Source organism: Nonomuraea sp. NPDC049400, from assembly GCF_044466425.1.
In the GTDB taxonomy this organism is placed as follows: domain Bacteria; phylum Actinomycetota; class Actinomycetes; order Streptosporangiales; family Streptosporangiaceae; genus Nonomuraea.
In genome coordinates this window covers 1-12,462 of the sequence record NZ_JBITMP010000040.1, presented here as the reverse complement: position 1 = coordinate 12,462, position 12,462 = coordinate 1, and the positions used below count along the sequence as shown (strand labels likewise).

General features: G+C 67.6%; 14 protein-coding genes and 1 tRNA gene. 13 read left to right on the top strand and 2 right to left on the bottom strand.

Annotated elements, in window-relative coordinates; genetic code table 11:
* Nucleotides 1-6: 6 nt before the first annotated feature.
* On the bottom strand, nucleotides 7-1,215 hold the full coding sequence (locus ACIBVN_RS42835) for a pyridoxal phosphate-dependent aminotransferase (protein ID WP_397146040.1): 1,209 nt from the start codon (nucleotides 1,213-1,215) through the stop codon (nucleotides 7-9).
* Nucleotides 1,216-1,386: 171 nt separating this feature from the next.
* Between ACIBVN_RS42835 and ACIBVN_RS42830 the strand changes: the two genes are divergently transcribed.
* The 9 genes from ACIBVN_RS42830 (at nucleotide 1,387) to ACIBVN_RS42790 (ending at nucleotide 8,387) form a co-directional block, all read left to right on the top strand.
* A tRNA-Trp gene (locus ACIBVN_RS42830) sits at nucleotides 1,387-1,459 on the top strand.
* A gap of 79 nt (nucleotides 1,460-1,538) precedes the next feature.
* A complete protein-coding gene (secE, locus tag ACIBVN_RS42825; RefSeq protein WP_397146039.1) occupies nucleotides 1,539-1,784 on the top strand; it encodes a preprotein translocase subunit SecE in 246 nt (81 codons plus the stop codon).
* A gap of 84 nt (nucleotides 1,785-1,868) precedes the next feature.
* Entirely contained in the window at nucleotides 1,869-2,654 is a 786-nt protein-coding gene (nusG, locus tag ACIBVN_RS42820) for a transcription termination/antitermination protein NusG (protein WP_397146038.1), read from the top strand.
* A gap of 121 nt (nucleotides 2,655-2,775) precedes the next feature.
* The gene (gene rplK, locus ACIBVN_RS42815) at nucleotides 2,776-3,207 is read left to right on the top strand and encodes a 50S ribosomal protein L11 (RefSeq protein ID WP_397146037.1); all 432 of its coding nucleotides are present in this window, start codon (nucleotides 2,776-2,778) and stop codon (nucleotides 3,205-3,207) included.
* Between the two features lie 57 nt (nucleotides 3,208-3,264).
* Nucleotides 3,265-3,984: a 50S ribosomal protein L1 gene (gene rplA / locus ACIBVN_RS42810; RefSeq protein WP_397146036.1), complete on the top strand. Its 720-nt coding sequence runs from the start codon at nucleotides 3,265-3,267 to the stop codon at nucleotides 3,982-3,984.
* A gap of 249 nt (nucleotides 3,985-4,233) precedes the next feature.
* Nucleotides 4,234-5,055 carry an LppX_LprAFG lipoprotein gene (locus ACIBVN_RS42805; protein WP_397146035.1) on the top strand — a complete coding sequence of 274 codons (822 nt, stop codon included), beginning with the start codon at nucleotides 4,234-4,236 and terminating at the stop codon, nucleotides 5,053-5,055.
* A gap of 237 nt (nucleotides 5,056-5,292) precedes the next feature.
* Nucleotides 5,293-5,817 carry a 50S ribosomal protein L10 gene (gene rplJ, locus ACIBVN_RS42800; RefSeq protein ID WP_397146034.1) on the top strand — a complete coding sequence of 175 codons (525 nt, stop codon included), beginning with the start codon at nucleotides 5,293-5,295 and terminating at the stop codon, nucleotides 5,815-5,817.
* Between the two features lie 71 nt (nucleotides 5,818-5,888).
* Complete coding sequence (rplL, locus tag ACIBVN_RS42795; protein WP_397146033.1) at nucleotides 5,889-6,281, top strand: 50S ribosomal protein L7/L12; 393 nt, start codon at nucleotides 5,889-5,891, stop codon at nucleotides 6,279-6,281.
* A 156-nt stretch (nucleotides 6,282-6,437) separates the two neighbouring features.
* Entirely contained in the window at nucleotides 6,438-8,387 is a 1,950-nt protein-coding gene (locus tag ACIBVN_RS42790; RefSeq protein ID WP_397146032.1) for a glycosyltransferase family 39 protein, read from the top strand.
* A 46-nt stretch (nucleotides 8,388-8,433) separates the two neighbouring features.
* On the opposite strand, the gene ACIBVN_RS42785 is transcribed toward ACIBVN_RS42790, so the two are convergent.
* Nucleotides 8,434-8,829: a nuclear transport factor 2 family protein gene (locus tag ACIBVN_RS42785; protein ID WP_397146031.1), complete on the bottom strand. Its 396-nt coding sequence runs from the start codon at nucleotides 8,827-8,829 to the stop codon at nucleotides 8,434-8,436.
* Between the two features lie 90 nt (nucleotides 8,830-8,919).
* Here ACIBVN_RS42785 and ACIBVN_RS42780 point away from each other — a divergent pair, with 90 nt between their 5' ends.
* The 4 genes from ACIBVN_RS42780 (at nucleotide 8,920) to ACIBVN_RS42765 (ending at nucleotide 11,899) form a co-directional block, all read left to right on the top strand.
* Complete coding sequence (locus tag ACIBVN_RS42780; protein WP_397146030.1) at nucleotides 8,920-9,486, top strand: TetR family transcriptional regulator; 567 nt, start codon at nucleotides 8,920-8,922, stop codon at nucleotides 9,484-9,486.
* Nucleotides 9,487-9,630: 144 nt separating this feature from the next.
* Nucleotides 9,631-10,632 carry an ABC transporter ATP-binding protein gene (locus ACIBVN_RS42775; protein WP_397146029.1) on the top strand — a complete coding sequence of 334 codons (1,002 nt, stop codon included), beginning with the start codon at nucleotides 9,631-9,633 and terminating at the stop codon, nucleotides 10,630-10,632.
* Between the two features lie 272 nt (nucleotides 10,633-10,904).
* On the top strand, nucleotides 10,905-11,405 hold the full coding sequence (locus tag ACIBVN_RS42770; protein ID WP_397146028.1) for a hypothetical protein: 501 nt from the start codon (nucleotides 10,905-10,907) through the stop codon (nucleotides 11,403-11,405).
* Complete coding sequence (locus ACIBVN_RS42765) at nucleotides 11,402-11,899, top strand: hypothetical protein (RefSeq protein WP_397146027.1); 498 nt, start codon at nucleotides 11,402-11,404, stop codon at nucleotides 11,897-11,899. Before ACIBVN_RS42770 ends, ACIBVN_RS42765 begins: the two co-directional genes overlap by 4 nt.
* Nucleotides 11,900-12,462: the final 563 nt, after the last annotated feature.

Genomic DNA, 12,462 nt, shown 5'->3' with positions numbered 1-12,462 from the left:
CGGGCCTCAGCGGGCCTCTGACAGCAGCTTGCCCATGCGGCTGACGCCCTCGACCAGGTCGTCGTCGCCCAGCGCGTACGACAGGCGGAAGTAGCCAGGCGTGCCGAACGCCTCGCCCGGCACCACCGCCACCTCGGCCTCCTCGAGGATCAGCTCGGCCAGCTCGCCGGACGACTGCGGCCGCCTGCCGCGCAGCTCCTTGCCGACCAGCTCCTTGACCGACGGGTATGCGTAGAACGCCCCCTTCGGCTCCGGGCAGAACACGCCCGGGATCTCGTTGAGCATCCTGACGATCGTCTGGCGACGCCGGTCGAACGCCGTGCGCATCTCCGCCACCGCCGACAGGTCGCCGGAAACGGCGGCCAGCGCGGCCATCTGGGAGACGTTCGAGACGTTGGAGGTGGCGTGGGACTGCAGGTTGGTGGCGGCCTTGACCACGTCGGACGGGCCGATCAGCCAGCCCACGCGCCAGCCGGTCATCGCGTACGTCTTGGCCACGCCGTTGAGGATCACGACCCGGTCGCCCAGCTCGGGGGCGGCCGTGGCGATGCTGGTGAACTCGGCGCCGCCGTACACCAGGTGCTCGTAGATCTCGTCGGTGACCACCCACAGGCCGTGCTCGGCGGCCCAGCGGCCGATCGCCGCCGTCTCCTCGGGGGAGTAGACGGCGCCCGTCGGGTTGGACGGCGAGACGAACAGCAGGACCTTCGTACGCTCGGTGCGCGCGGCCTCGAGCTGCTCGACGCTCGCCAGATAGCCGGTGGACTCGTCGGTCACGACGTCGACCTGCACGCCGCCGGCCAGTTTGATCGCCTCGGGGTAGGTCGTCCAGTACGGGGCCACGACCAGGACCTCGTCGCCCGGGTCGAGCAGGGTCGCGAACACCTCGTAGACCGCCTGCTTGCCGCCGTTGGTGACCAGCACCTGCGACGCCTCCACCGCGTAGCCGGAGTCGCGCCGCGTCTTGTCGGCGATGGCCTGCTTGAGCTCGGGCAGGCCGCCCGCCGGGGTGTACTTGTGGAAGCGCGGCTCGCGGGCCGCCTGGATCGCCGCCTCGACGATGTAGCCGGGCGTCGAGAAGTCGGGCTCGCCCGCGCCGAAGCCGATGACGGGGCGGCCCGCCGCCTTCATCGCCTTGGCCTTGGCGTCCACGGCGAGCGTGGCGGACTCGGAAATCGCGGAAATTCTGGCGGAGATGCGAGGTCGGGTGGACATGCGTCCATGCTCCCACGCGAGTCGCGCGCGGTTGTGACCTGGGCGATCGGTATCGGGTTCGACGCGCCGGGCAATCCCCCGTATGCTTTCGGCTGGTCCTTCCGCACAGCATGTCGGCGAGCGGTTCGGTCCAGGCAGTGGGTCGATCAGGGTACTCTGGTCTAACGACATAGGGCACTGGCGCAATTGGTAGCGCACCGGTCTCCAAAACCGGCGGTTGGGGGTTCGAGTCCCTCGTGCCCTGCGAGTGCGGTCCGCGCAATAATGGGCGTGTAAGCGCGCCGCAAAACTGCGTTGGATACGACAGATTTCAGGTGAGGACTGTGGCGATCGACACGCGCGGCGAGACCGCAGGCAAGCCGAGTGGCGAGAAGAAGACACGCACTTCACCTGCCCTTTTCTATCGGCAGGTCGTCGGCGAGCTCCGCAAGGTCATCTGGCCGACACGCAAGGACCTCATCACCTATACCACGGTCGTCCTGGTATTCGTTCTGATCATGGTCGGGATCGTGTACGGGCTCGACAGTGCCCTGGGATGGGCGGTCCTCAAGGTCTTCGGCGGCAGCTGATCCAGCCGCCCGCCGGTGTGGCCTGACGGATACGCCATTCGTTACGAGCTGAATCAGCGAAAAGACGAAAGAGGAAGAGTCACCGTGTCCGAATCTTCAGTTCCGGCCGACGAGTCCCGCGAGGAGTGGGGCGACTCCCGCGAGGAGTGGGGCGACGAGCTGGAAGAGGCCACTGAGGAGGCCGCCGAGGCGGCGCTCCAGGAGGCCGAGGTCGCGGAGAGCGACGAGGCGGCCGATGTCGAGGCTTCCGCCGTCGAAGACGGTGAGGTTCTTCCCGACGTCGACCCCGTCGAGGAGTTCAAGAGCTCGCTGCGCGGCCTTCCCGGCGAGTGGTACGTCATTCACTCCTACGCCGGTTACGAAAACCGCGTGAAGTCCAACATCGAGAGCCGCAACGTCTCGCTCAACATGGAGGACTACATCTACCAGGTCGAGGTGCCGACGCACACCGTCCAGGAGTTCAAGAGCGGCAAGAAGGTGCCGGTCAAGGAGCGCGTGCTGCCCGGCTACGTGCTGGTGCGCATGGAGCTCACCGACGAGTCCTGGGCCGCCGTGCGCAACACGCCCGGCGTGACCGGCTTCGTCGGCCTGTCCAACAAGCCGAGCCCGCTCAGCCTCGACGAGGTCGCCAAGCTGCTGGCGCCCGAGCCGACCGAGGAGACCAAGAAGGCCGCGGCCAAGACGGCCACGGGCCCGACGGTCGAGTTCGAGATCGGCGAGTCCGTCACGGTCATGGACGGCCCGTTCGCGACGCTGCCCGCCTCGGTGAGCGAGATCAGCCCCGAGTCGCAGAAGCTCAAGGTGCTCGTCTCGATCTTCGGTCGCGAGACTCCGGTCGAGCTCTCGTTCAACCAGGTCTCGAAGATCTAGGACGATCACATACACTGAGACGTTCGGTCGGCCGCCTGTTCGTGAGGGCGGCCTCCGACGTGTCAGGGCTGCAATCCGCCGGCCCTGACAGGCATCGCAATCAGGACCCGGAGAAGGACAAATGCCTCCGAAGAAGAAAATCGCCGCTCTGGTGAAGGTCCAGCTCCCCGCTGGACAGGCCACCCCGGCGCCGCCGGTGGGTACCGCGCTCGGTCCCCACGGCGTCAACATCATGGACTTCGTCAAGCAGTACAACGCTGCCACGGAGGCCCAGCGGGGCAACATCATCCCCGTTGAGATCACCATTTTCGAAGACCGCAGCTTCACCTTCGTCACGAAGACGCCCCCGGCGCCCGAGCTGATCAAGAAGGCCCTCGGTCTCGACAAGGGCAGCGCGGTCCCGCACCGCGACAAGGTGGGCAAGCTCACTCGCGAGCAGCTGCGCAGCATCGCCGAGACGAAGATGCCCGACCTCAACGCCAACGACATCGAGGCGGCCGAGAAGATCATCGCCGGCACCGCCCGGTCGATGGGCATCACCCTCGCCGAGTAACACTTTCCCGAACATCGTGGGAGGGCCCTCGGGCCCGCGGACCACTAGGAGTCAGCAATGAAGCGCAGCAAGGCGCACAAAGACGCGGCCGCCAAGGTCGACCGCGACAAGCTCTACTCGCCCGTCGAGGCAGCGAAGCTCGCCAAGGAGACGTCGACCACCAAGTTCGACGCCACCGTCGAGGTCGCGCTGCGGCTGGGCGTCGACCCTCGCAAGGCCGACCAGATCGTGCGCGGCACGGTCAACCTTCCGCACGGCACCGGCAAGACCGCCCGGGTCCTGGTCTTCGCGACCGGTGACCGTGCCGAGGCGGCCCGCGAGGCGGGCGCCGACATCGTCGGCGCCGACGAGCTGATCGACGACATCTCCAAGGGCAACCGGCTCAACGAGTTCGACGCCGTGGTGGCCACGCCCGACCTGATGGGCAAGGTGGGTCGCCTGGGTCGCGTGCTCGGCCCGCGCGGTCTCATGCCCAACCCGAAGACCGGCACGGTGACGCCCGACGTCGCCAAGGCCGTGACGGAGATCAAGGGCGGCAAGATCGAGTTCCGCACCGACCGCCAGGCCAACCTCCACTTCATCATCGGCAAGACGTCGTTCGAGGAGCGCCAGCTCATCGAGAACTACGCCGCCGCCCTTGACGAGGTGCTGCGTCTCAAGCCGTCGGCGGCCAAGGGGCGTTACCTGAAGAAGGTCACGTTCTCCACGACGATGGGTCCGGGCGTCCCGGTCGACCCCAACGTCACCCGCGGTCTCACCGCCGAGCTCGAGGCCTGACCTCTCTTCTCGATTGAGCCCCGCCCGGTTTCCGGGCGGGGCTCTTTCTTTGTTCCGGGCGCGCCTTTCGCCCGGGTAGCTTGGGCCCGTTCATCCGTCGCCTGCCTCACGAGCACCCGCATCGTGGCTCGCCGGAGTCGGTCGGGTTGTGAAGGGAATGTGTGGAGTGTGTGGGGGAGAACCCTGGGTTTTCCCCTAATTGTGAGGGGAAGTCGCTACGGCGGGGAAACTTAAACGTAGGGTCAAAACATGCTGAAGCGCACGATGAGTCTCACCGCGGCCGGTGCCGCGCTCGTAGTGGCGGCGGTCGCCGGTTGTGGATCGAACGCACAGCCCATCCAGGTCAACCTGGCCGCCTCAGAGGTGCTCGCGCAGGCCGCGCAGAAGACCGCAGAGGTCACCAGCTACACCGTCGACGCCGTGGTCAACGTCACGCACACCCAGGAGGGCGCCGGCAAGGTGCAGGGGCGCATGCTCTACCAGAGCAAGCCCCAGCTCGCCGTGGACCTCACCCTGGACAGCGTGGACATGGGCGGCAGGAGCCTGCCGGGCGGCGTGCGCGCCGTGCTGCAGGGCGACACCGTCTACGTCAAGGTCGAGGCGCTCAAGGACCTCGTCGGGGCCACCAAGCCGTGGATCAAGGTCCCGCTCAGCGAAATGGGCGACTCCGGCCAGGTGAACCAGTACCTGGCTCAGATCCAGCAGTTCGACCTGGGCAACGTGACCAAGCTCGTCACCGCCTCCAAGGACGTCAAGTCGGCCGGCAACGAGAGCGTCAACGGCGAGGACACCACGCACTACAGCGGCACGTTCCCCGTCGACGCGGCCGTGCAGCTGCTGCCCGCCGACAAGCAGGAGCAGGCCCGTACGAACCTGGCCGAGCTCAAGGACGTCAAGTTCGACATCTGGGTGGCCGGCGACGGCCTGCCGCGCAAGCTCGTGCTGAACGGCTCCAGGGACGGCGCCACGCTCGACGCCACGCTGCTTTTCAAGGGCTTCAACGAGCCGGTCACCATCGAGGCCCCGCCCGCCGACCAGATCGGAGAGCTGCCCAAGGGCACGACCAACTGAGAACGATTTGGAAACTCGGCGGCCAGCACGTACTCTGGTCGTTGCCAAAGACCGCCGGTCGTCGTCGGGTGCCTCAAAGCCCGGCGACCGAAGGATCCACATCATGTGGACGGCCCGCGCAGGTGTGATGCGAGTTTCCCATATGGTGTGATCCATATGCGTGAGCCCCGTGCGCCCTGCGTCCGGGGCTGTTCTCATTTCTGGGCCTTCGCCGGTGGCACATCTGGAAGGAGGCCCATGGCGAGGGCGGATAAGGCGACAGCGGTTGCCGAGCTCAAGAGCGAGTTCGAAGGCAGCGCCGCCGCCGTTCTGACCGAGTACCGCGGTCTCACCGTCGCGCAGCTCAAGGAGCTGCGTAAGTCTCTCGGTGAGAATGCGAAGTTCGCCGTGGCGAAGAACACCCTGACCAAGATCGCGGCCACCGAGGCCGGTCTCGCGGGTCTCGGCGACCTGCTCGCCGGTCCGACCGCGATCGCGTTCGTCAACGGCGACGTTGTCGAAGCTGCCAAGGGTCTGCGTGACTTCGCCAAGGCCAATCCCCTTCTGGTGATCAAGGGCGGCGTCCTCGACGGCAAGACGCTCGACGCCACCGAGATCACCAAGCTCGCCGACCTCGAGTCCCGTGAGGTTCTCCTCGCGAAGCTTGCTGGCGCGCTCAAGGCGAAGCAGAGCGCTGCTGCCGCTGTGTTCGCCGCGCTGCCCACGCAGATGGCTCAGCTGGCCGAAGCCCTCCGCGCGAAGCGCGAAGAGGCGGGCGAGTAACACGGGGGTTGCCGCAACAACCGCGGTCCCGTTCCTAGTTTTCTGCAAGTCCTATACGTAAGGAAATCATCATGGCGAAGCTCAGCACCGACGAGCTGCTCGACGCGTTCAAGGAGATGACCCTCCTCGAGCTGTCCGAGTTCGTGAAGCAGTTCGAAGAGGTCTTCGACGTCAAGGCCGCCGCCCCCGTCGCGGTCGCCGCCGCCCCCGCCGCCGCCGGTGGTGGCGAGGCCGCCGCCGTTGAGGAGCAGGACGAGTTCGACGTCATCCTCGAGGCCGCCGGCGACAAGAAGATCCAGGTCATCAAGGAGATCCGCGCCCTCACGTCCCTGGGCCTCAAGGAGGCCAAGGACCTGGTGGACGGCGCTCCGAAGCCCGTCTTCGAGAACAAGGTCAACAAGGAGCAGGCGGAGAAGGCCAAGGCTGCCCTCGAGGGCGCCGGCGCCACCGTGACCGTGAAGTAACTTTCCCCTTCACGCGAGCTCTTCGGGAAGAGGCGGATACACCCTGGTGCCGGGTGTGCCGCCTCTTTTCGCGTTCTCAGGGCCCCTGCGCGTGGGCTCAGAAGATTCTCATGTTCGTCTCATCGCCCCGCCAACCGGCCTGCCTAGCGTGCGGGTGTGGTTACCGAAGCCAAGTCTCGATGGGCGCTGACCGCCCTCCTCATAGGCACTGGTGTGCTCTACATCTGGGGCCTGGGCGCCTCCGGATGGGCCAATTCCTTCTACGCGGCGGCCGTGCAGGCGGGCAGCCAGAGCTGGAAGGCGTTCTTCTTCGGGTCCTCCGACGCCGCCAACGCGATAACCGTCGACAAGACCCCGGCTTCCCTGTGGCCGATGGTGCTCAGCGTGCGGCTGTTCGGGCTCAACTCCTGGGCCATGCTCGTTCCCCAGGCGCTCATGGGCGTCGGCGCGGTGGCGTTGGTGTACGCGTCCGTGCGCAGGTTGTTCAGCGCCTGGGCAGGGCTGCTCGCCGGGGCCGTGATGGCGCTCACTCCTGTGGCCGTGTTGATGTTCAGGTTCAACAATCCGGACGCGATGCTGGTCCTGCTGCTGACGGCCGCCGGATATTTCGTGGTTCGGGCGCAGGAGCGTGGGGCCACGCGGTGGCTGGTGCTGGCGGGGACCGCGATCGGGTTCGCGTTCCTTGCGAAGATGCTGCAGGCGTTCCTGGTGTTGCCCGGTTTCGCGCTGGTCTATCTGATCACCGCGCCGGTGGCGTTCTGGCGGCGGGTGTGGCAGCTGCTGCTGGCCGGCGGGGCCATGGTGGTCTCGGCCGGGTGGTGGCTGCTCGCGGTGTCGCTGGTGCCCGCGTCGGAGCGGCCGTACATCGGGGGTTCGCAGAGCAACAGCGTGCTGGAGCTGGCGCTCGGCTACAACGGGATCGGCCGGCTCAACGGCGCCGACTACGGCGGGCTCGGCAATCTCAACCAGCAGGCCGGATGGCTGCGGATGTTCGACACGGAGGCGGGCGGCCAGATCTCCTGGCTGCTTCCGGCGGCGCTGGCGCTCCTGATCGCCGCCACCTGGCTCACCCGGCGGGCGCCGCGGGTCGATCCGGTCCGTGCGGCCTTCTGGGTGTGGGGGAGCTGGCTGATCACGACCGGGCTGGTCTTCAGCCTGATGCAGGGCATTTTCCACGCGTACTACACCGTGGCCCTGGCCCCGGCGATCGCCGTGCTGGTGGGCATGGGGGTGGCCGTGCTGTGGGAGCGGCGCTCGTTCCGGCTGCTGGCCATGGTCACGGCGGGGACGGCGGTGTGGTCGTACGTGCTGCTGTCGCGCAGCGCGGACTGGAACTCGTGGCTGGGCATGGCCGTGCTGGTGGCCGGGCTGGGGGCGGCGCTGGCGATGTTGTTCACGCGCCGGGCCCTGGCCGTGGCGGGCGTCGCCCTGGTGGCGTGCCTGGCGTCGTTGGCGGGTCCGGCGGCCTATGCCGTCGACACGGCTGCTTCCCCGCACACCGGGGCGATCCCGACTGCCGGGCCCTCCACCGGTGGCTTCGGGAGGGGTTTCGGCGGCGGGTTCGCACGTGCGGGCGGGGGAGGCGGCCAGCAGTTCCGCCAGCCGCCGGGAAACGGCTGGGCGCCCGGTCGGCAACCTGGGAACGGCCAGGCGCTGGGGCAACCGCCGGGCGGTGGTCAGGGGCAGACCGGTGACGGGTCCGGCAGCCGTGGGATGGGGCGCGGCGGAATGGGCATGGGCGGGCTGCTCAACGCGGGCACCCCGGCAGCCGAGCTGACCGCGCTGCTGAAGACCGACGCCTCCGCCTACACATGGGTGGCGGCGACGGTGGGCTCCAACAACGCGGCCGGATACCAGCTGGCCGCCGGCCAGCCGGTGATGGCGGTGGGCGGGTTCAACGGCACCGATCCCGCGCCGACGCTCGAGCAGTTCAAGCAGTACGTCGCCGAGAAGAAGATCCACTATTTCATCGGCACCGGAATGGGAGGGGGCCGTCGCAGCACGGGCGGCAGCGATGACGCGGCGCAGATCGCGGCCTGGGTGCAGGAGACCTTCACCGGCACCACCGTCGGCGGCACGACCATCTTCGACCTCACCCAGACCTGACCCGCCTCGCTCCTCGGCCACTCCTTGAGCGCGGGCGTGGCGGAGGTCAGGAGGCGGCGGCGGCTCTTACCCGGGCTACGGCGCCGGTGTCCATGTAGTCCCTGGTGTGGATGATCTGGCCGTTTCTGATCCGGAGCACGAGGAGGCCAGGGACGGTGATCGACTGCCCGGCGACCGTGATGAACGTGTCCTGCTCCACCACCACGACCTCCGGGTCCGTCGCCTGGTGGAGCGACACGCGCCGTACCTCGTCGGGCTTGAACGGGAGCGCGCCCCACATCGCCCGGTATCCGGCGCGGATCTCCTCCCTCCCCTTGAACGGCGCCAGCCCCCCGAACGGGAACTCGTGCAGCGCGTCCTCCGCGTAGAGGTCGGCCAGTTCGTCGGCGGACTTGTGGAGCATGGCCGCGTGGTAGGCGGTGACGATCTCTTCGATGGACATGAGGGACCTCTCTCGATTCACTCAACAGGCGTTGATTCAACGAGCGTAGAGCGAAAAAGCGAGCTCGGTCAACGCATGTAGAGTCGGGGCGTGGGCGAGAAGGGGCTTCCGCGGGCCGAACGGCGGCGCAGGACCGAGGAGAGGATCCTGGGGTCCGCCAGGGCGCTGTTCGCCGAGGTGGGGTTCGAGCGGGCCACCATCAGGGCCATCGCCAAGCGGGCCGAAGTCGATCCCGCCCTCGTGATGCAGTACTTCGGCAGCAAGCAGGAGCTCTTCCAGCGGGCCGTGCAGGCGGCGCCGGTCGCGCACGGCGAGCCGGCCGCCGACGAGGTGGTCGAGCAGGTGCTCGGCACTCTCGGCGTGAAGATGGGCGAGCTGCCGCAGAGCTCGCTGGCCATGATGCGGTCCATGCTCACGCACCCCGAGGCGGCCGTGTCGGCGCGCAAGGTGCTCGGCGAGCAGATCGACCGGCTGGCCCGGGCCGTAGCGGGAGAAGACGCGAGGCTGCGGGCGGCGCTGATGATGATGACCATGCTCGGCGTGACCGTCGGGCACCAGCTGCTCGACCTCGACGAGCTGCGCGGGGTGCCGCAGGAGGAGATCGCGCGGCTGCTGCGGCCCAGCCTGCGGGCGCTTGCCGGCGGTACGCAGGACTGATCCGGGGGCAGGCGCAGTGGGCCGTACCGGTTGCATAACCGGGAAGTAACAAGTTATTGGAACTGGTTCCAATTCGACGGAACCTCACTACGGTGAGGACGTCACGTTATCCGGCGAGTACTCACTGCGATCGGAAGGTGTCCAGTGGGAGTCGAAGTCGTGGTCGACGGGTTGACCAAGTCGTTCGGCCGGCAGGTCATCTGGGAGGACGTCTCCCTCACGCTGCCCGCGGGCGAGATCTCCGTCCTGCTCGGCCCCTCGGGCACCGGGAAGTCGGTCTTCCTCAAGACGCTGGTCGGCCTGCTGCGGCCCGATCGCGGCCACATCTGGATCGACGGCTACGACCTCGCCAACTGCAACGAGAACAAGTTGTACGAGTTGCGCCGGCTGTTCGGCGTGCTGTTCCAGGACGGCGCGCTGTTCGGCTCGCTCAACCTCTACGACAACATCGCCTTCCCGCTGCGCGAGCACACCAAGAAGACCGAGGCGCAGATCCGCCAGATCGTGATGGAGAAGGTCGAGCTGGTCGGCCTGCTCGGCTCGGAGTCCAAGCTGCCCGGGGAGATCTCCGGCGGCATGCGCAAGCGTGCGGGGCTGGCCAGAGCGCTGGTGCTGGATCCGGAGATCATCCTGTTCGACGAGCCCGATTCCGGCCTCGACCCGGTCCGCACCGCGCTGCTCAACCAGACCATCGTCGATCTCAACGCCGAGATCGAGGCGACGTTCCTGATCGTGACGCACGACATCAACACCGCCCGTACGGTTCCCGACAGCATCGGGATGTTGTTCAGGCGCGAGCTGGTCATGTTCGGCCCGCGCGAGATGCTGCTGTCGAGCGAGGAGCCGGTGGTGCGGCAGTTCCTGAACGCCAGGAGGCACGGCCCGATCGGCATGTCGGAGGAGAAGGATCTCTCCGAGCTGGAGGCCGAGGCTCAGATGGGGCTCGATCCCGGCGCGCTGCCGCCGATCCCGCCGCAGCTGATGCCGAGCGACAACAGGATCCGCCGTTCACAGCAGCCGCCGGGCACGTGGCTGGCGGCCAACGGGGTGATCCCGCCGCCGGGGTCGTTCGTGGACGAACGGGGTCGTAACTGGCTGGAGGAGTATCCCCGGCTGGTCAACGCCCACCTCCACGGCATGCGCTGACTCCTGCGCTCGGCAGGGGTGCGCCTGCTGCCCGCGTTTGTCGCCGTCGCGGTCCCCAGGGGCGGCCTGGGCGCTCTATGCCCCCTTCGGGTCCCGGAAACGTGTGCGGCCGCTCAGCGGGCATCTGAGAGCCGCCTGAAGGGCATTTGTGGGGATCTAGGCACCTTGACCCGATTCGCACCGAGTTCCCAACCGCCTCGGTTGATTCGGGGACTCCAGGAGCGGACGGCGCGTTATGATCCGCGGACCGGCCGAGGGAGGGGTGAGCAGACGTGGCAGTACTTGCCGCCCGGCCCGCCCGCATCCTGATCGCGGCGCTCAGCGGAGTGCTCGCGGTGCTGGTCGGCACGGGAGTGTGGATCGCCGCGCAGGCGCGCGAGGAGCAGGGCAGGGCAGGCGACAAGCAGGCGGCGCTCCTGGCCGCGGGGACCCACGCGAAGAACCTGATCTCGCTCGACTACAAGACCGTCGACGACGACGTGAAACGCATCATCGACACCTCGACGGGGACCGCCAGGGCGGAGTACGAGGCCAACGCGGCCAAGCTCAAGTCCACCACGGTCGAGAACAAGGTCGTCCAGCACGGGGTGCTGCGCGCGACGGGCCTGGTCTCCATGGCGGGCGCCACGGCGAAGGTGCTGGTCGTGGCCGATGTGGAGATCCGCTGGGACGGCTCCAAGAGCCCGCCCCAGGAGCGGTACTACCGGTGGTCGATGGAGATGGCCAAGGTCGGCGGCGTCTGGCTGGTGTCGAAGGCGGTGCAGGTCAAGTGAGGACGTTCGCGATCGTGCTGCTGGGCGTCCTCGTGGTCGTGGCGGGCGTGCTGGTGCCGACGATGTGGTTCAACCTGCGCGACCTGCGCGCGGCGGACGCGGCAGGGGCGGAGGCGATGGCGGCGGCCAAGGAGGTGGCGCCCGACCTGCTCTCGTACGACTACCGGACGGTGGAGGCCGACCTGGCGCGGGCCGGCACGCATACGACCGGCGAGCTGACGAAGCAGTACAAGGAGCTGACCACGTCCCTGGTGTCCAGGGCCAAGGCGCAGAAGATCGTGCAGAGCGTGGCCGTGGCAGGGGCCGGGATCGAGCGGGCCGAACGTGATCGAGTAGAGGTTCTGCTCTTCGTGAACACGGGTACGGTCAAGGAGGGCACGGGCAAGATCGGGCTCCAGCAACAGTTCACCCAGAACAGGGCCAGGTTCGTCATGGTCCGGCAAGATTCGCGCTGGCTGGTGGCCGACATGTCGACCCTCCTGGGTACCGCCTGACGCCTCAGCGCGCCGCTTCTTTCAATTGTTACCAAAAATCAGGTTTAGCGAAGCATTTGGAACGGGTACCTCAGTCACAGATACACCGGTTGTCGGCATGGGTTCGACCCCCGGTGTGACGGAGCGTTAACCGCCCCCGTTCGCGGGTATCGTCTTGGGCCTGGCGGTAGGCGACCGGTCACACAGGGGAGAAAACCCAGCGTCCGGCCCCCTAGTCGGCTAAAAGTCGGGGTTGTGGGCTTGACGTTTCCGCCTGAACGGGCGATGCTGCGACCAACGTGGAGCATGCAGCGAGAGCGAAGTGGACAGGCGTGTGCCGTTCGGCTACACTGCCCCTTTGCGCTGCCCTTTGACGACCCGCGATGCTTGCTCACGTTGCGAGGTTGTCTGGCGTGCGTGTAGTCAGTCCGCCGCGAGCCCTCGGAAGGACATCTGTTGGCAGCCTCGCGCAACGCCTCCGCCGTACCCGCTGGTCCCCGTCGCGTGTCTTTTGCGCGCATCCAGGAGCCCCTCGAAGTTCCTGACCTTCTGGCCCTGCAGACCGAGTCTTTCGACTGGCTGCT

What these genes read in the sequence shown, in the direction of transcription:
- ACIBVN_RS42835 (WP_397146040.1), bottom strand. Translation starts at nt 1,215, where the DNA reads ATGTCCACCCGACCTCGCATCTCCGCCAGAATTTCCGCGATTTCCGAG.
- rplK (WP_397146037.1), top strand. Translation starts at nt 2,776, where the DNA reads ATGCCTCCGAAGAAGAAAATCGCCGCTCTGGTGAAGGTCCAGCTCCCC.
- rplA (WP_397146036.1), top strand. Translation starts at nt 3,265, where the DNA reads ATGAAGCGCAGCAAGGCGCACAAAGACGCGGCCGCCAAGGTCGACCGC.
- ACIBVN_RS42805 (WP_397146035.1), top strand. Translation starts at nt 4,234, where the DNA reads ATGCTGAAGCGCACGATGAGTCTCACCGCGGCCGGTGCCGCGCTCGTA.
- rplJ (WP_397146034.1), top strand. Translation starts at nt 5,293, where the DNA reads ATGGCGAGGGCGGATAAGGCGACAGCGGTTGCCGAGCTCAAGAGCGAG.
- rplL (WP_397146033.1), top strand. Translation starts at nt 5,889, where the DNA reads ATGGCGAAGCTCAGCACCGACGAGCTGCTCGACGCGTTCAAGGAGATG.
- ACIBVN_RS42785 (WP_397146031.1), bottom strand. Translation starts at nt 8,829, where the DNA reads ATGTCCATCGAAGAGATCGTCACCGCCTACCACGCGGCCATGCTCCAC.